Source organism: Micromonospora sp. Utrum1, from assembly GCF_057197805.1.
This window is the reverse complement of sequence record NZ_CM170071.1, coordinates 3,028,201-3,047,443: the sequence shown is the minus strand read 5'-3', so window position 1 is coordinate 3,047,443 and position 19,243 is coordinate 3,028,201. Positions and strand designations below refer to the sequence as shown.

Sequence of the window (19,243 nt, the reverse complement as noted above, 5' to 3'; positions counted from 1 at the left end):
GGCGCACGGCGCCGCCGGGCGCGGACGCGCGGAGGCCCGCGGCGCGGTGCGCCACGGGCCTCCGTCGTGCCGTCGGACTACAGGTACTGGCCGGTGTTGCTGGCGGTCTCGATGGACCGGCCGGCCTCGGCGCCCTTGCCGCCGGAGACGAGCGTGCGGATGTAGACGATCCGCTCGCCCTTCTTGCCGGAGATGCGGGCCCAGTCGTCGGGGTTGGTCGTGTTGGGCAGGTCCTCGTTCTCGCGGAACTCGTCGACGCAGGCGTCGAGGAGGTGCTGGAGCCGGAGCCCCTTGCGCCCGGAGGTGAGGAACTCCTTGATGGCCATCTTCTTGCCCCGGTCGACGATGTTCTGGATCATCGCGCCGGAGTTGAAGTCCTTGAAGTAGAGGACTTCCTTGTCGCCGTTGGCGTAGGTGACCTCGAGGAAGCGGTTCTCCTCGGTCTCGGAGTACATCCGCAGCACGACCGCGTCGATCATCGCCGCGACGGTGGCCTGCGGGTCGCCGCCGTGCTCGGCCAGGTCGTCGGCGTGCAGCGGCAGGCCGGAGAGGATGTACTTGGAGAAGATGTCCTTGGCCGCCTCGGCGTCCGGCCGCTCGATCTTGATCTTCACGTCGAGCCGGCCGGGGCGTAGGATCGCCGGGTCGATCATGTCTTCCCGGTTTGAGGCGCCGATGACGATGACGTTCTCCAGGCCCTCCACGCCGTCGATCTCGCTGAGCAGCTGCGGGACGATGGTGTTCTCCACGTCCGAGGAGACGCCGGAGCCGCGGGTGCGGAAGACCGAGTCCATCTCGTCGAAGAACACGATCACCGGGGTGCCCTCGCCGGCCTTCTCCCGCGCCCGCTGGAAGATCAGCCGGATGTGCCGCTCGGTCTCGCCGACGTACTTGTTGAGCAGCTCCGGGCCCTTGATGTTGAGGAAGAAGCTGGTGTGCCTCTCCTTGCCCTCCCGCTCGGCGATCTTCTTGGCCAGGGAGTTGGCCACCGCCTTGGCGATCAGCGTCTTGCCGCAGCCGGGCGGGCCGTAGAGCAGGATGCCCTTCGGCGGCCGGAGCTGGTGCTCGCGGAACAGGTCGGCGTGCAGGAAGGGCAGCTCGACCGCGTCGCGGATCTGCTCGATCTGGGAGTGCAGGCCACCGATGTCGGTGTAGTCGACGTCGGGCACCTCCTCCAGGACGAGCTCCTCGACCTCGCTCTTCGGGATCCGCTCGTACGCGTACGCCGAGCGGGGCTCGATCATGAGCGAGTCGCCAGCCCGGATCGGCGAACCGATCAGGGTCTCCGCGAGGTGCACGATCCGCTCCTCGTCGGAGTGGGAGACCACCAGGGCCCGGTCGCCCGGGGCGCCGTCGGGACCCGCGAGGATCTCCTTGAGCATCACGACCTCGCCGACCCGCTCGTAGCCGAACGCGTCAACGATGTTGAGCGCGTCGTTGAGCAGGACCTCCTGGCCGCGGCGCAGCTCGTCGACCTCCAGCGAGGGCGAGACGGCCACCCGGAGCTTTCGCCCGCCGGTGAACACGTCCACCGTGCCGTCGTCGTGCTTCGCCAGGAAGACGCCGTAGCCGCTCGGCGGCTGGGCGAGGCGGTCGATCTCCTCCTTGAGCGTCACGATCTGCGCGCGAGCCTCCTTGAGGGTGCTCACGAGCCGTTCGTTGTTCTCGGTCAGCCGCGCCAACTGGGCCTGGGTGGCCGCCAGCCGCTCTTCGAGCTGCCGGACGTGTCGGGGGCTTTCGGTCAACTTGCGCCGCACCAGAGCGAGTTCCTCTTGAAGGAACGCGACCTGCGTGGAGAGATCGTGGGCCTCCTTCTCCCACCGTGCGGCGCGCGAGTCCGCGTCGTCGCTGCGTGCCACGTCCCACCTCCCCGGGGGGCTTGAACGTTCTGAGCTAACACTAGCCGCTATGAGCCCGATTCGGTCCTCCGCAACGCGCTCGTCACCGAAGCTTGATCGCCAAGGGCTGGTCGACGGGCGGGTACGGGCGTTCGGGTACCGTCGGAGCGTGGGACGGGAGAACATGGGGGGTGCTTCGTGACCGACGTCGCGACGGACCAGCTGCAGGTCTGGGTGGATCAGGACCTGTGCACGGGTGATGGGCTGTGCGTCCAGTACGCGCCGGAGGTCTTCGAGTTCGACGTCGACGGCCTGGCGTACGTCAAGGGCCCCGACGGCGAGCTGCGGCTGGCCCCGGGCGCCCGGGTGGACGTGCCGGAGCACCTGCGCCTCGAGGTGATCGACTCGGCGAAGGAGTGCCCGGGCGAGTGCATCCACGTGGTGCGCGCCAGCGACGGCGCCGAGGTGGCCGGCCCGGAGGCCGAGGACTGACCTGACGGACACCGAGGGCCGGGGACCTGCGTTCCCGGCCCGCGGCGTCTCCTACAGCATCGGGCGGCCGACGACCGAGGCGACCAGCCGGGCGAACTCCTCCAGCCGGGCGATCTGCCCGGCGCCGCCGTCGTCGAGGGTCTTGCCGAAGCGCAGCGCGTCGTGCCGGGGCGCGCCGGCCATCTCGTCGCTGGGCGGCGCCTCGTCCAGCGAGCTGAGCAGCAGGTAGACGTCGATGCTGTCGACCCGGACCTCGCCGTTGTCGGCGCGGGTGAGCCGCCGGCGGCAGCCGACCTCGGTGACCGTGGAGACGGGCACCACCCGCAGCGAGGAGGTCATCGAGCCGGGCGGCCCCTCCCCCGGCGGGACGTCCTCGCCGTGCCAGAGCACCAGCCGGCTGCCGTCGCAGACGACGACCTCCTGCCACACCCCGTTCACCTCGTTGACGAAGCGTTCCAGGGTGAAGCCGAGCACGGAGGCGCCGCGCAGCACCCCGCCGAGGGCGTCCAGGGCGATGTCGGGGTCGCGCAGGTAGGCCCGGGCGGCCGACTCCAGGTCGGCGTAGGGCGACCAGTCGGGGAAGACGGCGGGCAGGTCGCCGTTGCCGTAGCCCGGGCTGCTCATGCCGCCGCCTCCCGGCCCGCGCGCCGCCACCGGTCCGCACCGCCGGGACGGGCGCGGCGCCCGCCGCGTGCCCCGAACCGCTCGCTCATGCCACCGTCTCCACCCGCTCGGTGTCCTCCCCGCCGCGACCCATGATCCGCCCGCTCATACCCGTGCGCGCCGCGGGGTCACGCCCCGTCCGGCTCCTCCGCCTCGACAGCCGTCTGCCGGGCCGCCTCGGCCGCGCGCAGCGCGTCCCGGCGCTGGGCGTACGCCTCGGCGCCCTTGCTGGGCTTGCGGCGCCGCGGCGGGGCGGTGACCCCGGGGGCGAGCTTGCGCGCGGAGACCAGGAAGGCGGTGTGCGCGATCATGCGGTGGTCGGGCCGCACGGCGAGCCCCTCGGCGTGCCAGTCCCGGACCAGCGACTCCCAGGCACGCGGCTCGGTCCAGCCGCCCCGCTCGCGCAGCGCCTCGACCAGCTCGGAGAGCTGCGGCGTGGTGGCCACGTAACCGATCAGCACGCCGCCGGGAACGAGGGCCCGCTCGACCATGTCGAGCATCTCCCAGGGGGTGAGCATGTCCAGGATGATCCGGTCGAAACCGGTCTCGGTGCACTCGGCGACGTCCCCGACGTGCAGCCACCAGGCGGGGTGCGGGCCGTTGAAGAACGCCTCGACGTTGCGCCGGGCGATCTGGGCGAAGTCGTCGCGCAGCTCGAAGGAGTGCAGCTCACCCTCGGTGCCGACGGCCCGCAGCAGCGAGCAGGAGAGCGCGCCGGAGCCGGCGCCGGCCTCCAGGACCTTCGCGCCGGGGAAGATGTCGCCCATGGCGACAATCTGCGCCGAGTCCTTCGGGTAGATCACCTGGGCGCCGCGCGGCATGGAGAGCACGTAGTCGGAGAGCAGCGGCCGCAGCGCGAGGAACGCGGTGCCACCGCCGGCGGTGGTGACCACACTGCCGTCGGGGAGGCCGATCAGCGTGTCGTGCTTGAGGATCCCCCGGTGGGTGTGGAACTCCTTGCCGGGCTCCAGCGTCACGGTGTGCATCCGGCCCTTCGGGTCGGTCAGCTGGACCCGGTCGCCGGGGCGGAACGGCCCCCGGTGCACGGGGGGCAGCGCCGGGACGGTGGAGGTATCTGCGGTCACGTGTTCGTCTTCCGTTTGGGTTCCAGGAGCTGGGCGAGATCCGCGATGTGCAGGACGCCGACCACATCTTCGCCTGCCGTCACGACGTACTGTGCGCCCGGGTGGGTGCGCACCGCCTCCAGCACCCGCTCCCCGTCCGCGCCGACCGGCAGCGCGGGCACGGTGTCCAGGCCGCGGGCCACCGCGTCCACCGCGAGCCACGGCCGCCGTTCCAGGGGTACGGCGGCGGCCCGGGCCGGGTCGACCAGGGCCACCGGGCGGCCGGCGGAGTCGACCACGGTGAGCGCGGCGTCGGGGGTGGCGCCCTCGGCGCGGCGGCGCTGGGCCTCGGCGAGCGGGGTGCCGGTGGGCACCGGCAGCACCGGGCGGGCCAGCCGGGCCAGGTCCACCAGCGGCAGCCGGCGGCCGATCCGGGCCATCCGGATGGACTGGCCGGCGCCCCGCCACAGGGTCACCGCGACCAGCAGCATCAGCGGCAGGGCGAGCGGGGCGAGCGCCCGGCGCAGGGTGAGCAGCACGACCAGGGCCAGGGTGGCGACCGCCACGGCCCGGCCGATCCAGCCGGCCACCTCGGTGCCGCGGTGCCGGTCCCGGGTGAGCGCCCAGACCGCGGCGCGCAGCGCCCGGCCCCCATCCAGCGGCAGCCCGGGCAGGCTGTTGAAGACGGCGACCACGACGTTGCTGACCGCGAGCTGGAAGGCGAACTGGTGGGCGAGGGTGCCGGCGGGCAGGGCCAGGGTGGCGGCGACCGCCCCGGCGCCGAGCACCGCGGACACCGCCGGGCCGGCCAGGGAGACCAGCAGGTCGACCTTGGGGCTGGGGGCGTCCCGGTCCATCTCGGTGTAGCCGCCGAGCAGCTCGAGGGTGATCCCGCGCACACCGATGCCGTAGCGGCGGGCGGTCAGCGCGTGCCCCAGCTCGTGCAGCAGCACCGAGCCGAGCAACGAGACCACGAAGCCGAGGCCGACCAGGTAGCCACCGAGGTGGCCCAGGTCGAGCTGGCGGCGGGCCAGCGCGGCGTAGAGCACCGTCACGACCACGGTGAGCAGCAGCATCGAGGCGTCGACGCGCAGCGGCACCCCGAAGACCCGGCCGAGGGTCAGCCCGGGCCGGCGCGACGGGCGGGTCCGCTGCTCCACCGGGTCGATGCTACGCGTGGCCGATCATGCCCCGGTGCGGCGACGGCGGCCCTGTCACACCGGTGCCCTAACCTTCCGGGCATGACGGCGGAACCGGTGATCGACACGCAGCGTCCGACGGCCTCGGAGGTGCCGCCCACGGTGCGGGCGTCGCTGTCGCCGTCGCGGGCGGCCGACTTCAAGACCTGCCCGTTGCTCTACCGGTTTCGCAGCATCGACCGGCTGCCCGAGCGGCCCACCGTCGAGCAGGTCCGGGGCACGCTGGTGCACGCCGTGCTGGAGCGGCTGTTCGACCTGCCGGCGGCGGCCCGCACCCCGGAGTCGGCCGGCGACCTGGTCGCCCCGCAGTGGGACCGGCTGGTCACCGAGCAGCCGGAGCTGGCGACGCTGTTCGCCGAGGGCGACACGGCCGCGGTGGACGGCTTCCTCCGCTCGGCGGCGGCGCTGTTGGAGGGCTACTTCACGGTGGAGGACCCGCGCCGGCTGGAGCCGGCCGAGCGGGAGGCGCTGATCTCCGCGGTGGTCGACGACGAGCTGCTCATCCGGGGCTACCTCGACCGGCTGGACGTGGCGCCCGACGGCGCCCTGCGGGTGGTCGACTACAAGACCGGCGGCGCCCCCCGGGAGGCGTTCGAGGCGCGGGCGCTGTTCCAGCTGAAGTTCTACGCCCTGGTGCTGTGGCGCACCCGGGGGGTGGTGCCGCGGGTGCTGCGGCTGCTCTACCTCAAGGACGCCGAGGTGTGCGACTACTCCCCCGACGCCGAGGAGCTGCTGCGCTTCGAGCGCACCGTGGTGGCGCTCTGGCAGGCGATCGAGCAGGCCACCGCGCGGCAGGACTTCCGGCCCCGGCCGAGCCGGCTCTGCGACTGGTGCAGCCACCAGGCGCTGTGCCCGAGCTTCGGCGGCACCCCGCCGCCGTTCCCGGTGGCCGGCCCGGCCGACCCGCTCACCGACGCCCGCTCCCGCCCGGCCGCCCCCGGCGCGGACGAGTGACGCTCGTTCTCACGGAGGAGGCCGGCTTCGGCATCGGCGACGAGGGCCGGCGCCGGGCGGCGGCTAGCGTCAAAGCATGACCAACCGGCTGCGCGCGTGGGCGCGCGACCGCCCGCTGGCCGTGGACGCCGCCGCGGCCGTCGCGCTGGCGCTGGTGGACGCGGCGTTCCTGCTGCTGACCCCACGGGAGCTGCGGCCGGAGCAGCTCTGGGCGGCGCTCGGCTGGAGCGTGCTCTGCGCCGCCCCGGTGGCGGCGCGCCGGGTGGCCCCGTGGCCGGCGGTCGGCGCGGCGGTCGCCACGCTGGCCGTGCCGGCGCTGTTCAAGCTGGCGCCCACCACCCAGGGGCTGACCTTCGTGGTGCTCACCTACACCATGGCGGCGCACCGGCCGCTGCGCCCGGCCACCCTGGCCGCGCTGCTGCTCTGGGTGCCGGTGGTGCTGGCGAACCTGATCGCGCCGCTGGACAACGTGCTCGACATGGGCCCCGGCGTGCTGGTGCTCAACAACCTGCTCACCGCCTCGGTGGCGTACGCGGTGGGCCGGGCGGTGCAGGCCCGCCGGCAGTCCACCCGGATGCTGCGGGAGCGGGCCCGGATCGCCGAGGCCACCCAGCGGTCGCTGACCGAGCAGGCGGTCGCCGACGAGCGGCGCCGCATCGCCCGGGAACTGCACGACGTGGTGGCCCACCATGTCAGCGTGATGGGCGTGCTGGCCACCGGGGCGCGCCGGGTGCTGCGCCGGGACCCGGACGCGGCGGACGAGGCGATGGCCACGGTCGAGGAGACGGGCCGGGCCACCCTGCGGGAGCTGCGCCGGCTGCTGGACGTGCTGCGCACCGACGCGGAGCCGGCCGCGGAGCTGACCCCGCAGCCGGGGCTGACCGGCATCGAGGCCCTGGTCGAGCAGGTCCGCGACGCCGGGCTGCCGGTCACGCTGCGGGTCGACGGCACGCCCGGGCCGATGGAGGACGGGGTGGCGCTGACCGTCTACCGGATCGTGCAGGAGGCGCTGACCAACGCCCTCAAGCACGCCGGCCGGGCCACCGCGGTGGTCCGGCTCACCGTGACCGACGGCTTCCTGGCGGTGGAGGTCACCGACACCGGGCGTGGCCCGACCCCGGCGGCCGACCGGATCGGGCACGGGCTGGTCGGCATGCGGGAACGCGTCGCCCTCTACGGTGGGGTCCTGCGGACCGGCCCGAGGCCGGGCGGCGGCTTCCGGGTGTACGCGCGGATCCCGCTGGAGTCGGCCGGGGCGGTCCCGGCGTGACCGGCGCCGGGCCGAACGAGGGAGACCGATGACCGACAGCACCGCCGGCCGACCGGTGCGGATCCTGCTCGCCGACGACCAGCCGCTGCTGCGTACCGGCTTCCGGATGGTGCTGGGCATCGAGGACGACCTGGACATCGTGGCCGAGGCCGGCGACGGGGTGGAGGCCGTGGAGCTGTCCCGGCGGCTGCTGCCGGACGTGGTGCTGATGGACATCCGGATGCCGCGGATGGACGGGGTGGCCGCCACCCGGGCGATCGTGGACGCCCGGCTGCCGGTGCGGGTGCTGATCCTCACCACCTTCGACCTGGACGAGTACGTGGTCGGCGCGCTGCGCGCCGGGGCCAGCGGCTTCCTGGCCAAGGACGTGCCGGCCGAGGACTTGGTCACCGCGATCCGGACGGTGGCCGCCGGGGAGGCCGTGGTGGCGCCGCGGATCCTGCGCCGGCTGCTGGACCGCTTCGCCGACGCGCTGCCCGACCCGGCGGCCGCCCCGCCGAAGGCGTTGAAGGCGCTGACCGAGCGGGAGCGGGAGGTGCTCGTGCAGATGGCGCGCGGGTTGTCCAACGCCGAGATCGCCCGGGAACTGTCGGTGAGCGAGACCACCGTGAAGACCCACGTCGGGCACGTGCTGACCAAGCTGGGGCTGCGCGACCGGGTCCAGGCGGTGGTGCTGGCGTACGAGACCGGGCTGGTCCGACCGGGCGGATGAGGTGGCACCGGTCACCTACCGTGACCATCGACGGCGCGGCGGGGTTGACCATGACGCGACGTGAGGTCCTAGCGTCGGCGGCGCCGGCCGGGCAGGGATGACCCTGAGCCGGCCTCGGGGGTGACCCCAACGGAAATTCCGGCGAGGGTTCCGCCCCGGGGCGGACGGATTCGCGCCCGGCGCCACGGAGGATGGGAACTGCCGCACCGACCAGCGGGGGCGGTGCGGATCAGCAGGCTGACGGAAGAGGTAGATGACGTGACCGCGACGGTAGGGCAGCAGGCGCAGGCCGCGGCCCGGGCCAGCGACGTGTGGAAGGTGTACGGCAGCGGCGAGGCGCAGGTCGTCGCGCTGCGGGGGGTGAGCGCCGAGTTCGAGCGGGGCCGGTTCACGGCGATCATGGGCCCGTCCGGCTCGGGCAAGTCGACGCTGATGCACTGCCTGGCGGGCCTGGACTCGGTGACCCGGGGCACCGTCATGATCGGTGACACCACGGTGACGGGGCTGGGCGACGCCGGCCTGACGAAGCTGCGCCGCGACAAGGTGGGCTTCATCTTCCAGCAGTTCAACCTGCTGCCCACGCTCACCGCGCAGGAGAACATCCTGCTGCCCCTGTCGATCGCCGGCCGCAAGCCCGACCCGGCCTGGTACGACACGGTGATCGACACGGTCGGCCTGCGGGAGCGGCTCGGGCACCGCCCGGCCCAGCTCTCCGGCGGCCAGCAGCAGCGGGTGGCGTGCGCCCGGGCCCTGGTCGCCCGCCCCGAGGTGATCTTCGCCGACGAGCCGACCGGCAACCTGGACTCCCGCTCCGGCGCCGAGGTGCTCAACTTCCTGCGCAACTCGGTGCGCGAGCACGGCCAGACCATCGTCATGGTCACCCACGACCCGACCGCCGCCGCGTACGCCGACCGGGTGGTCTTCCTGGCCGACGGCGAGATCGTCTCCGAGCTGATCGAGCCGACCGCGGACACGGTGCTGGACACCATGAAGAAGCTCGACGCGCCGGCCGAGGTGGGCAACTGATGTTCCGGGCCACACTGAAGAGCCTGCTGGCGCGCAAGCTGCGCCTGCTGCTGTCCGGCCTGGCGGTGGTGCTCGGCGTCATGTTCGTCTCCGGCGCGTTCGTGCTCACCGACACCCTCGGCCGCTCCTTCGACGCGGTCTTCTCCGACGCGTTCTCCGAGGTCGACGTCAACGTGGCCGCGAAGCCGAAGGTCTCCCTCTCCGAGGTCGAGGGCGAGCAGGTGGCCGCCCCGGTGCCCGCGTCGGTCGTCGACCGGGTCAAGGCGGTGCCGGGCGTGACCGACGTCCGCGGCGTGGTCAACGCCGACGGGGCCCGGCTGATCGGCAGCAACGGCAAGGTGGTCACCTCGTTCGGCCCGCCGCAGCTCGGCGAGAACTGGCTCGGCGAGGGCGACCTGCTGAAGCTGCGCGAGGGGCGCGCGCCGCAGGCCGACGACGAGATCGTGGTCAACATCGCGCTGGCCGAGGCCGCCAAGGTGAAGGTCGGTGACCGGGTCGGCGTGCTGACCCTGGCGCCGAAGAAGGAGTTCACCCTGGTCGGCGTCTTCGGCTACAGCGGCGGCCGGGACTCGGTCGGCGGGGTCAACGAGATCGTCTTCACCACCCCGGTCGCCCAGCAGCTGATGCTCGGCAAGCCCGACGTCTTCTCCAACGTGACCGCGCGGGCCGCGGACGGCACCACGCCCGAGGCGCTGCGGGACGAGGTGGCCCGCGCCCTCGGCGCGGACTACGAGGTCAAGACCGGCAAGCAGCTCGCGGACGACGCGTCGGCCGGCCTGAAGGAGGGCCTGTCCTTCTTCAACAAGATCCTCCTCGGCTTCGCCGCGGTGGCGCTGCTGGTCGGCACCTTCCTGATCCTCAACACCTTCTCGATCATCGTCGCCCAGCGCACCCGCGAGCTGGCGCTCATGCGGGCCATCGGCGCGAGCGGGCGGCAGATCATCGGCTCGGTGGTGCTGGAGGCCCTGGCGGTCGGTCTGATCGCCTCGGTGCTCGGCCTCGCCGCCGGCATCGGGGTCGGCGCGCTGCTGGCGTACCTGTTCGGCAAACTCGCCGGCGGACTCACCCTGGCCGGCCTGGGCGTGCCGCCCGCAGCGGTGATCGGCGCCTTCGCGGTCGGCCTGGTGATCACGGTGGTGGCGGCGCTGCTGCCCGCGCTGCGCGCCTCGCGCATCCCGCCGATCGCCGCCATGCAGGACGTGGCCACGCCGGACCGGCCGCTGACCAAGGTGACCGTCGGCGGGTCGGTGGTCACCGCGATCGGCGCGGGCCTGCTCTTCCTCGGGCTCGGCAACCACGCCGGCGACAACACCCTCGCCACCATCCTCGGTGGTGTGCTGTTCGCCTTCATCGGCGTGGCGCTGCTGACCCCACTGATCAGCCGGCCGGTCGTCGCCCTGCTGGGCACGATCTTCGCCTGGTCGGTGCCGGGCAAGCTGGGCCGGCTGAACTCCGGCCGCAACCCCCGCCGCACGGCGATCACGGCGGCCGCGCTGATGGTCGGCATCGCCCTGGTGACCGGGGTGACGGTGATCCTCGACTCGGCCAAGGGCAGCATCAGCGCCCTGGCGGAGGACACCATCAAGGCGGAGCTGGTGATCTCCGGCGCCCAGTCCGGCCCGCGGCCGCCGAGCTTCGACCCGACGGTGCTGGAGAAGGCCGCCGCCATCCCCGGGGTGCAGCTGGTCGACGGCGAGTACGGCGACATGGCCACTCTGAACGGCCAGCGGACCTGGGTGGCCGCGTCCAGCGACGTGGCCGCGCTGGAACGGATCTTCGGGGCGAAGGCGACAGCCGGTGACATCAGCCGGCTCAACCCGAACCAGATGCTGCTCAGCTCGGACACCGCGAAGTCCCGCAACCTGTCGGTCGGCTCGACGGTGAGCGTGCAGCTGTCGCGGGGCGAGGCCCGCACCTACACGGTCAGCGGCATCTACGAGAGCTCGCAGCTGACCAACCCGGTGGTGCTGCCGCCGCAGGCGGCCACCGACTTCGCCATCCCGCAGCCCATCCAGGGCTTCGTGCAGCTCGCCCCGGGCACCTCGGTCGCCGCGGTGCAGCCGCAGATCGAGGGGCTGCTCGCGGACAGCCCGGAGGTGTCGGTGGCGGACCGGGCCGCGTTCATCAAGCAGCAGACCAGCCAGCTGGACACCCCGCTGCGGATGATCCAGATCCTGCTGGCGCTGGCCATCGTGATCGCGGTGCTGGGCATCATCAACACCCTCGCCCTGTCGGTGCTGGAGCGCACCCGGGAGCTGGGCCTGCTGCGGGCGATCGGCCTGCGCCGGGCACAGACCATGCGGATGATCACCGTGGAGGCGGTGGTGATCTCGATCTTCGGCGCGCTGCTCGGCGTCGTGGTCGGCACCGGCCTCGGCGCGGCCGTGGTCCGGGCGCTCAAGGACGAGGGCATCACCGACCTGGTCCTGCCCTGGAGCCAGATGGTGACCTTCCTGGTCCTGGCCGCGATCATCGGCGTGGTGGCCGCGGTGCTGCCCGCCATCCGGGCGGCGCGGATCAACGTGCTGGGCGCCATCGCCCACGACTGATCCCGGCACGCGCGACGGCCCCCGCCACCGGAGTGTGGCGGGGGCCGTTTCGTCCCCGCCGGTCCCCCGTCCGCTGCCAGACTCGGGCCACGGGGGTGAGGGTGTGCCGGAAGACGCCTACGCGCGGGCGCTGAAGAACGCCGAGCGGCTGCTCGGCCAGCCGCTCACCCTGCCGCTCGGTCCCGGTGAACCCGCTGTCGGAGCGGACTTCCGGCGGCTGGCCACCCTGCACACCTTCGGTGACGCGTGGCCCCGCGAGGGCTTGGACCTGCGCTCCCGCTGCCTGGTGTCGGTGGCCATCGCGGCGGCGTTGGGCACCCACGAGCCGCTGCGCGGACAGCTGCGGATCGCGCTGCACTCCGGGGTGAGCCCGGAGGAGATCGTCGAGCTGTTCATCCACCTGGCCGCCTACGCCGGCGCCGCGCGGGCGTTCGACAGCTACCAGATCGCCGTGGCGGTGTTCGGCGAAACCCGCTGACCGGTCAGGCGGGGCGTTCGCCGAGCAGGGCCGCAAGCAGCTCCAGGTCCGCCGCGGTCAGGCTCTCCAACTGGTGTACGCCGTCGGTCGGCGGCAGCGGCACCTCGGCCGGGACGGCCAGCACGGCGGCCCCGGCCGCCAGCGCGCTGGCCACCCCGGTCGGCGAGTCCTCGATCGCCACGCACCGCTCGATCGGCACACCGAGCAGCCGCGCCGCGGTCAGGTACGGCTCCGGGTGCGGCTTGGCCGCGTCCACCTCGTCGCCGCAGACCACCGCGTCGAAGCTGTCCCGGCCCAGGGTGTCGAGGGCGACCTCGACCAGCGGCCGGCCGCTGGAGGTGACCAGGGCGGTGGGGATGCCCGCGGCGCGGACCGCGCGCAGCAGGGCCATCGCCCCCGGTCGCCAGCGCAGCCCGCTGCGGAACAGCTCCAGGATCCGGGCGTTGATCCACTCGGCGCTGGCCTGCGGGTCCCGCTCCGGCTGGCCGAGGTCGTCGTGCACGATCCGCATCGAGGCGTCCATGCTGGTGCCGATGATCGCCTTGCGGGCCGCCTCGGAGAGCTCACCGCCGTAGAACGCCGCGAGTTCCTGCAACGCGACGTCCCAGAGCTTCTCGCTGTCGACCAGGGTGCCGTCCATGTCGAAGAGCACGGCGGCGGGGTGTCTGCTGCTCAGCGGGGGCCTCCCTCGGATGCGCGTACCCGACGATCCTCTCAGCCGGGCCGCGCCGGGCAGCCGCCGTCCCCGTCGAGGGTGACCTGCGACATCAGCCGAGGCCGCAGGCGTCCAGGGAGTTCTCGTAGCCGCGGAAGAACGAGTCGCTGCGCTGCTCGGCGGTGCCGTGCGAGCCCTCGGCGAACCAGGGCTGGTCCGGGTCGTCGCCGACCGCCAGCAGCCCCTCCCGGAACTCGTCCAGGTCGCCCTCGGCCAGGGTCAGCGTCCCCGAGCGCACGTTGTCGCCGATGTACGCCCCGGCCATGCAGTCCGCCTGCAACTCCTGCTGGATGGTGAAGTTGTAGCGGATGCCGAGGCGGACCTGGACGCCGTGGGCGTACTCGTGGCCGAGCAGGTAGAACAGGAAGGCGTCGCCGACCTGCCGGAACGCCTGCACCGACCAGTTCACGTCGTAGGCGATGAAGTCGCCCGCCGAGCAGTAGACCGCGTTGTTGCGGGGCAGCCCCTCGCCGCCGCAGGAGACCTCGCCGGACCTGGTGTAGGGCACCACCCGCCGGATCGGCTGGAACCGCTTGCCGGAGTCGCGGAACCGGTCCGTCCAGTAGCGCTCGGCGATGCCCACGGCGTCGGAGAAGTCCTGCTTGAACTCGGCCACGCTCGTGGTGCCGTCCGCCCGGGTCGAGTCCGCTCCCGGGGAGGCCGGCTGGCCGCTCTGCCGCGGGCGGGGCTGCTCCGGCTCGCCCTGGTCCAGCCCGCCGCCCATGCAGCCGGCCGCCACCACCACGGCCACCAGCAGCCCGGCGAGCGGCCCCGGCCGCCGACGTCGCGCCTTCTCCCCCACCGCTGCCTCCCGGCTGAATCGCTGTGTCAGCGCAGTACCCCGACCACGCGCCGTTGATGCCCACCGGGGATCACGTGCCCGCGCCGGCCTTCGTTCATCGGACGGCGGCGAACAGCACCAGGTCGGAGTCGAACTGCACGCCGGCCCTGGCACCCGCGTCGTGCGCCGGGCTGCGCCAGCGCACGTCCGGCATACCCGCCAGGCTCAGAAGGGGCCGGAGTCGCGCTGGGCGCGCTGCACCGTGTCGCCCTGCGCGGCGTGGCGCTCGCCCTCGTACCGCGACTGCCGGGCCCGGGCGCTGCGGCCGGCGGCCCGGTCCTCGTCCGGGATGGACCGCCGCCGGTCACGCCAGGAGACGTACGCCACCGCCACGGCCACGACCGCGGCCACCACCGCCAGTGTCACCAGCACCGTCGTCATGCCCGCCACGGTAGGGCCGCCGCGCACCCTCCGGTCACGACTACAGTGCGGCGATGATCGACACGGACTTCGACGCCCACGAACGGTCCCGGTGGGCGGGCCGGGCCGAGGCGTACGCGCGCAGCTTCGGCCGGCTCTGCGCGTACCCGGCGGGGGCGTTGCTGGACGCGGCGGGCGTGCGGGCCGGACGGCGGGTGATCGACGTGGGCACCGGGCCGGGCACGGTCGCGGCGGCGGCCCTCGCCCGCGGCGCCGAGGTGGTGGCGGTCGACGCGGAGCCGAGCATGCTGGACGCGGCGCGGCGGGCCGCGCCCGGCGCCGAGGTCCGCGCCGCGGTGCTGCCACGCCTGCCGTTCCCGCCCCACGACTTCGACGCGGCGGTCGCGAACTTCGTGCTCAACCACGTCGGCGACCCGGCCGCCGGCCTGGCCGAGCTGCGCCGGGTCCTCCGCCCGGGCGGCCGGGTGGCGGTGACCGTCTGGCCGTCCCCGCAACCGCCGCTGCAACGGCTCTGGGGTGAGGCCCTCGCCGCCGCCGGCGTGGCCATGCCGCCGGACCTGCCCCGGCCCGCGCCCGAGCGGGACTTCCCGCGCACCGAGGCGGGCCTGGCCGGGCTGCTGGCCGCCGCCGGGCTGGCCGACGTCCGGTGCGTGACGCTGACCTGGGCGCACCACACCGATCCGGAGGACTGGTGGGCCGGCCCGGCGGCCGGCATCAGCACCATCGGCCTGATGCTGGAACGGCAGCCGGCCGACGTACGCGCGCGGGTGCGGCGGGAGTACGACCGGCTCACCGCCCCCTACCGGGGCGCTGACGGCATGCTGGCGCTGCCCACCGCCGCGCTGGTCGCTTCGGCCCGGGTGGGCTGATCCGCCCCTAGGCTGTGTCCGGGGCGGCTCCGCGGCTCCGACGTCCCGGGTGAGCGGCGCCGCGGGGCGCCGGCCGAGAGGAGACACCGTGAAGTACCTGATCATGCTCTACGGCACCCAGCGGGACTACGACGCCATGGCCGGGCGGCCCGGCGACCAGCCACCGATGAGTCCCGAGCAGCTCGCCGCGATGCACGCCCACATGGAGGCGATCCACAAGGACCTGGCCGAGACCGGGGAACTGGTCGACGCGCAGGGGCTGTCCGCGCCGGTGCACGCCCGCCGGGTCCGGATGCGCGGCGGCGCGCCCGTGGTCACCGACGGCCCGTACGCCGAGACGCAGGAGGTGCTGGCCGGCTACACGATGGTCGAGTGCGCCAGCTTCGACCGGGCCACCGAGATCGCCGCCCGGTTCGTCAACCCGGACGCCGAGGGCGAGTACGTCGACGTGCGGCCGGTCGTGGACGGCGTCGAGGAACTTCAGGGCTGACCGGTGCCCGCCGAGCGCGTCGAGGACCTGCTGCGTGCCCTGGTGCCGCAGGTCCTCGGCGCGCTCGTCCGCCGGTACGGGCATTTCGACACCGCCGAGGACGCCACCCAGGAGGCGCTGCTCACCGCCGCCACCCGCTGGCCCGCGGACGGGCTCCCGGACGACCCGAAGGCGTGGCTGATCACCGTGGCGTCCCGCCGGCTGACCGACCTGCTCCGCGCCGAGCAGGCCCGGCGCCGCCGGGAGGACGGCCTCGCCCGGGAGGCGCCGGCGGACCGGTGGCTGGCGCCGCCCGCGGACACTGCGGCCGACGACGCCGACGACAGCCTCATCCTGATGTTCCTCTGCTGCCACCCGGCGCTGCCACCGGCGGGGCAGATCGCGCTGACCCTGCGCGCGGTCGGCGGGCTGAGCACCGCCGAGGTGGCCCGGGCGTTCCTGGTGCCGGAGGCGACCATGACCCGGCGGATCACCCGGGCCAAGCAGCGCATCCGGGACAGCGGCCTGCCGTTCGCCCCGCCCGCCGGCCCGGAACGGGCCGCCCGGCTCGACGCCGTGCTGCACGTGCTCTACCTGATCTTCAACGAGGGGTACGCGAGCACCGCCGGGGAACGGCTGCACCGGCCCGACCTGTCCGCCGAGGCGATCCGGCTGGCCCGGTTGCTGCACCGGCTCACCGACGACCCGGAGGTGACCGGGCTACTGGCGTTGATGCTGCTCACCGACGCGCGTACCCCGGCACGGACCGGCCCGGACGGGACCCTGGTGCCGATGGCCGAGCAGGACCGGCGGCGCTGGCGGGCCGACCAGATCGCCGAGGGAACGAGGCTGGTCGCCGCGGCGCTGCCCCGGGGCGCGGTCGGGCCCTACCAGCTCCAGGCGGCGATCGCCGCGCTGCACGACGAGGCGCCCGCCGTCGAGGCGACGGACTGGCCACAGATCGTCGCCCTCTACGAGATGCTGCTGACCCTGCACGACAACCCGGTGGTCCGACTGAACCACGCCGTGGCGGTGGCCATGGCGCGCGGGCCGCGGGCGGGCCTGGCGCTGCTCGACGCGCTGGCGACCGACCTTCTGGTCGGCGAGGACCACCGCCGGTACGCGGCCCGGGCGCACCTGCTGGAGCTGGCCGGGGAGCCGGACGCCGCGCGGGAGGCGTACCTGGCGGCGGCCCGCCGGTCGATGAACCTGGCGCAGCAGCGCTACCTGCACGGCCGCGCGGCCCGGCTGGGCTAGCACGAGTACGCGCGAATGGCGCCCCGGCGGGGGCGCCTGCCGTATGGTGCGGCCTCAGTCCAGGCCGCGCATGATGTGCGGTTCGCCGTCGTCGTCGCCGAAGCAGCGGTGCAGCGTCTGCGCGCGGGCCCACAGGTCCAGGCTGCTCGGCGGCCCGACCGGCGGTGGACCGGCCGGCGCGCTCAGCACGGGGGCCGGGTCCGGCGGAACCTTCGAAGCGATGTCGTCGGTCATCTCCGCCCCTTTCGTCGTACCCCATGCTCGTCCTCGAACGTCACAGCCGCATCTCCCGGGCTGCGCCGGCGTGGACGGCGGGCCGGGGCCCGCGCTGCTGGTCGGGGCGCTTACCCGCCCGGGCCGGGCCGGTAACCCGTACTCCGGTCACCGTAGCGGGCGGGACCGGGCGGCACAGCGGGTTTCTCCCGCCTGGCGGTCAGCCGCGGGCATCCAGGAGCCGGTCGAGGTTCGCCGCGGTGCTGATGAGGGAGAGGTGGCTGAACGCCTGCGGGAAGTTCCCGGCCTGCTCCCCGCTGGGGGCGATCTCCTCCGAGTAGAGGCCGAGCTGGCTGGCGTAGGTGAGCATCTTCTCGAAGGTCAGCTGCGCGTCGTCGAGCCGGCCGGACTCGGCCAGGGCCTGCACGTACCAGAAGGTGCACATGGTGAAGGTGCTCTCCCCGCCGGCGAGGCCGTCCGGCGTGGCCGACGGGTCGTAGCGGTAGACCAAGCTGTCGGAGACGAGTTCGCCGTCGATGGCCCGCAGCGTTGACTGCCACATCGGATCGGTCGGCGCGACGAGACCGACCGAGGGCATGGCGAGCAGGGAGGCGTCGAGCACGTCCGTGCCGTAGTGCTGGATGAACGCCCCTCGGCCCGGGTCGTAGCCGCGCGCCATGATCTGCTCGTAGATCCGGTTCCGGGTCTCCCTCCACCGGACGACGTCGGCGGGACGCCCCTGCCGATGGGCGAGCCGGACGGCCCGGTCGAGGGCCACCCATGACATCAGTCGCCCGTAGGTGAAGTCCTGGCGGCCGGCCCGCGTCTCCCAGATCCCGTCCTCGGGCTGGTCCCAGTGCGAGCAGAGCCAGTCCACCATTCGCACCAGGCTCCGCCAGCCCTCATGGGAGCCCTTCAGGCCGTGCTCGTTGGCGAGGTGCAGGGAGTTGAGCACCTCGCCGTAGATGTCGAGCTGCAGTTGGTTCGCCGCGCCGTTGCCGATCCGCACGGGCGCGGACCCGCGGTAGCCCTCGAAGTGGTCGAGCACCTCCTCGGTGAGGTCCGGTGAGCCGTCGACCCGGTACATGATCTGCAACGGCACGCCGCCCGCCTCGGCCTCCCGGACCCGGTCGTGGACCCAGTGCTGGTACTGCCAGGCCTCGTCGGTGAAGCCCAGGCTGAGCAGGGCGTGCACCGAGAAGGACGCGTCCCGGATCCAGGTGTAGCGGTAGTCCCAGTTGCGTTCGCCGCCCACCTGTTCGGGCAGCCCTGCGGTGGGGGCGGCGATCAGCGCGCCGGTCGGCGCGTACGTCATGAGTTTGAGCGTCATGGCCGATCGCTCGACCATCTCCCGCCACCGTCCCCTGTAGCAGGAGCGGCCGATCCAGCCCCGCCAGAAGTCGCGGGTCTGATCGAGCAGCTCGCGCGCCTGCTCCGGCGAATAGGGACGCGGCGGCTCCGGGGACTGCGTCTCCAGGATCACGCCGCCGGCCTCTCCCTCGTGCAGGGTGGCGACGACGCAGACGCCCTCCTCGCTCCGCCGCCGGTCGTGCTCCTCCGACAGCCGGTCGGCGTAGCGGACGGTGTTCACGGTGAGCGAGAGCCGCGGACTGCGGAAGACCGTGCCGCCCGGGTGCACCTCCAACTCGTGCCGGTCCCGCCCGTAATTGAACCGGGGGCGACAGTCCACCAGGAACCGCATCGTGCCGCGCACCACCCGCAGCATCCGGACCAGGCGGTGGCGATCGGTGGCCCGGTCGCCCGCGACCGGCATGAAATCCACCAGCTCGCCCACCCCCTCCTCGCTGAGGAAGCGGGTGATGAGGATCGGGGTACCCGGGAGGTAGAGCTGTTTGCTCGTGTAGTCGACACCTTCCGGGGAGACCTGGAAGTAGCCACCGCGACGCCGATCGAGCAGGCCGCCGAAGATGCTCGGCGAATCGAACCGGGGTGCGCAGAACCAGTCCAGCGTGCCGTCCTTGGTGATCAGCGCCGCCGTCTGGAGATCGCCGATCAGGCCGTGGTCCTCCACCGCGGGGTACGAGTCCACCGGACCTCCCACCTCGTTCCGCCGTTGCCCCCGGCGACTACCCCTGCCCCGGCGGCACACACCTGATGGCCCGGGGAGTCGTCCCGTTCGATGCCGGAAGCGGCGTCCGTCCGGATCCGGTCATCCACTGTTCACGGAACTTGATCTAGACCATTACTTCCAGCTCTGTCTATATGAGTGGCAGCACATGCCAATCCCATCCG

General features: G+C 73.5%; 19 protein-coding genes. 10 read left to right on the top strand and 9 right to left on the bottom strand.

The genetic code is table 11. From position 1 onward, the window contains the following. Window positions 1-77 precede the first annotated feature (77 nt). Window positions 78-1,859 carry a proteasome ATPase gene (arc, locus tag AC0OLQ_RS14455; protein ID WP_313721479.1) on the bottom strand — a complete coding sequence of 594 codons (1,782 nt, stop codon included), beginning with the start codon at window positions 1,857-1,859 and terminating at the stop codon, window positions 78-80. A 177-nt stretch (window positions 1,860-2,036) separates the two neighbouring features. Here arc and AC0OLQ_RS14450 point away from each other — a divergent pair, with 177 nt between their 5' ends. Next, window positions 2,037-2,330: a ferredoxin gene (locus AC0OLQ_RS14450; RefSeq protein ID WP_484531729.1), complete on the top strand. Its 294-nt coding sequence runs from the start codon at window positions 2,037-2,039 to the stop codon at window positions 2,328-2,330. A gap of 51 nt (window positions 2,331-2,381) precedes the next feature. Here AC0OLQ_RS14450 and AC0OLQ_RS14445 read toward each other — a convergent pair whose 3' ends face one another. From AC0OLQ_RS14445 to AC0OLQ_RS14435, 3 genes are all read right to left on the bottom strand, one after another. Then, window positions 2,382-2,954 (bottom strand): hypothetical protein, encoded by a 573-nt coding sequence (locus AC0OLQ_RS14445; RefSeq protein ID WP_357336717.1) that lies wholly within the window; start codon window positions 2,952-2,954, stop codon window positions 2,382-2,384. A gap of 167 nt (window positions 2,955-3,121) precedes the next feature. After that, window positions 3,122-4,078 carry a tRNA (adenine-N1)-methyltransferase gene (locus AC0OLQ_RS14440; RefSeq protein ID WP_484531728.1) on the bottom strand — a complete coding sequence of 319 codons (957 nt, stop codon included), beginning with the start codon at window positions 4,076-4,078 and terminating at the stop codon, window positions 3,122-3,124. After that, window positions 4,075-5,226, bottom strand: a complete 1,152-nt coding sequence (locus tag AC0OLQ_RS14435; protein ID WP_484532350.1) for a M50 family metallopeptidase — start codon at window positions 5,224-5,226, stop codon at window positions 4,075-4,077. The genes AC0OLQ_RS14440 and AC0OLQ_RS14435 overlap by 4 nt, the downstream gene beginning before the upstream one ends. Before the next feature lie 72 nt (window positions 5,227-5,298). On the opposite strand from AC0OLQ_RS14435, the gene AC0OLQ_RS14430 reads away from it, so the two are divergent. From AC0OLQ_RS14430 to AC0OLQ_RS14405, 6 genes are all read left to right on the top strand, one after another. After that, a complete protein-coding gene (locus tag AC0OLQ_RS14430) occupies window positions 5,299-6,210 on the top strand; it encodes a RecB family exonuclease (protein ID WP_484531727.1) in 912 nt (303 codons plus the stop codon). A 76-nt stretch (window positions 6,211-6,286) separates the two neighbouring features. Continuing rightward, on the top strand, window positions 6,287-7,480 hold the full coding sequence (locus AC0OLQ_RS14425) for a sensor histidine kinase (protein ID WP_484531726.1): 1,194 nt from the start codon (window positions 6,287-6,289) through the stop codon (window positions 7,478-7,480). Window positions 7,481-7,508: 28 nt separating this feature from the next. Next, window positions 7,509-8,192, top strand: coding sequence for a response regulator (locus tag AC0OLQ_RS14420; protein WP_484531725.1), 684 nt, complete (start codon window positions 7,509-7,511; stop codon window positions 8,190-8,192). Between the two features lie 258 nt (window positions 8,193-8,450). Then, entirely contained in the window at window positions 8,451-9,218 is a 768-nt protein-coding gene (locus tag AC0OLQ_RS14415; protein WP_357336703.1) for an ABC transporter ATP-binding protein, read from the top strand. Beyond that, a complete protein-coding gene (locus AC0OLQ_RS14410) occupies window positions 9,218-11,767 on the top strand; it encodes an ABC transporter permease (protein ID WP_484531724.1) in 2,550 nt (849 codons plus the stop codon). Before AC0OLQ_RS14415 ends, AC0OLQ_RS14410 begins: the two co-directional genes overlap by 1 nt. Window positions 11,768-11,870: 103 nt before the next feature. Then, the gene (locus AC0OLQ_RS14405) at window positions 11,871-12,245 is read left to right on the top strand and encodes a carboxymuconolactone decarboxylase family protein (protein WP_484531723.1); all 375 of its coding nucleotides are present in this window, start codon (window positions 11,871-11,873) and stop codon (window positions 12,243-12,245) included. A 4-nt stretch (window positions 12,246-12,249) separates the two neighbouring features. Here AC0OLQ_RS14405 and AC0OLQ_RS14400 read toward each other — a convergent pair whose 3' ends face one another. The 3 genes from AC0OLQ_RS14400 to AC0OLQ_RS14390 form a co-directional block, all read right to left on the bottom strand. After that, the gene (locus AC0OLQ_RS14400) at window positions 12,250-12,897 is read right to left on the bottom strand and encodes an HAD family hydrolase (RefSeq protein WP_357336695.1); all 648 of its coding nucleotides are present in this window, start codon (window positions 12,895-12,897) and stop codon (window positions 12,250-12,252) included. Window positions 12,898-13,012: 115 nt separating this feature from the next. Continuing rightward, window positions 13,013-13,762, bottom strand: coding sequence for a neutral zinc metallopeptidase (locus AC0OLQ_RS14395; protein ID WP_484531722.1), 750 nt, complete (start codon window positions 13,760-13,762; stop codon window positions 13,013-13,015). Window positions 13,763-13,966: 204 nt separating this feature from the next. Beyond that, a complete protein-coding gene (locus tag AC0OLQ_RS14390) occupies window positions 13,967-14,182 on the bottom strand; it encodes a hypothetical protein (protein WP_484531721.1) in 216 nt (71 codons plus the stop codon). 53 nt (window positions 14,183-14,235) lie between these two features. Here AC0OLQ_RS14390 and AC0OLQ_RS14385 point away from each other — a divergent pair, with 53 nt between their 5' ends. The 3 genes from AC0OLQ_RS14385 to AC0OLQ_RS14375 all read left to right on the top strand — a co-directional run bounded on the left by AC0OLQ_RS14385 (window position 14,236) and on the right by AC0OLQ_RS14375 (window position 16,777). Next, window positions 14,236-15,051 (top strand): class I SAM-dependent methyltransferase, encoded by an 816-nt coding sequence (locus tag AC0OLQ_RS14385; protein WP_484531720.1) that lies wholly within the window; start codon window positions 14,236-14,238, stop codon window positions 15,049-15,051. An 88-nt stretch (window positions 15,052-15,139) separates the two neighbouring features. Next, complete coding sequence (locus tag AC0OLQ_RS14380; RefSeq protein WP_484531719.1) at window positions 15,140-15,541, top strand: YciI family protein; 402 nt, start codon at window positions 15,140-15,142, stop codon at window positions 15,539-15,541. Window positions 15,542-15,544: 3 nt separating this feature from the next. Further along, a complete protein-coding gene (locus AC0OLQ_RS14375) occupies window positions 15,545-16,777 on the top strand; it encodes an RNA polymerase sigma factor (protein WP_484531718.1) in 1,233 nt (410 codons plus the stop codon). 54 nt (window positions 16,778-16,831) lie between these two features. Here AC0OLQ_RS14375 and AC0OLQ_RS14370 read toward each other — a convergent pair whose 3' ends face one another. Both AC0OLQ_RS14370 and AC0OLQ_RS14365 read right to left on the bottom strand, forming a co-directional pair. Continuing rightward, the gene (locus AC0OLQ_RS14370) at window positions 16,832-17,011 is read right to left on the bottom strand and encodes a hypothetical protein (protein WP_091308832.1); all 180 of its coding nucleotides are present in this window, start codon (window positions 17,009-17,011) and stop codon (window positions 16,832-16,834) included. 199 nt (window positions 17,012-17,210) lie between these two features. Continuing rightward, window positions 17,211-19,040, bottom strand: a complete 1,830-nt coding sequence (locus AC0OLQ_RS14365) for a glycoside hydrolase family 15 protein (protein WP_484531717.1) — start codon at window positions 19,038-19,040, stop codon at window positions 17,211-17,213. Window positions 19,041-19,243: the final 203 nt, after the last annotated feature.

Coding starts and splice junctions, on each gene's coding strand:
- AC0OLQ_RS14445 (WP_357336717.1), bottom strand. CDS start 2,954: ATGAGCAGCCCGGGCTACGGCAACGGCGACCTGCCCGCCGTCTTCCCC.
- AC0OLQ_RS14430 (WP_484531727.1), top strand. CDS start 5,299: ATGACGGCGGAACCGGTGATCGACACGCAGCGTCCGACGGCCTCGGAG.
- AC0OLQ_RS14425 (WP_484531726.1), top strand. CDS start 6,287: ATGACCAACCGGCTGCGCGCGTGGGCGCGCGACCGCCCGCTGGCCGTG.
- AC0OLQ_RS14420 (WP_484531725.1), top strand. CDS start 7,509: ATGACCGACAGCACCGCCGGCCGACCGGTGCGGATCCTGCTCGCCGAC.
- AC0OLQ_RS14410 (WP_484531724.1), top strand. CDS start 9,218: ATGTTCCGGGCCACACTGAAGAGCCTGCTGGCGCGCAAGCTGCGCCTG.
- AC0OLQ_RS14390 (WP_484531721.1), bottom strand. CDS start 14,182: ATGACGACGGTGCTGGTGACACTGGCGGTGGTGGCCGCGGTCGTGGCC.
- AC0OLQ_RS14385 (WP_484531720.1), top strand. CDS start 14,236: ATGATCGACACGGACTTCGACGCCCACGAACGGTCCCGGTGGGCGGGC.
- AC0OLQ_RS14370 (WP_091308832.1), bottom strand. CDS start 17,011: ATGACCGACGACATCGCTTCGAAGGTTCCGCCGGACCCGGCCCCCGTG.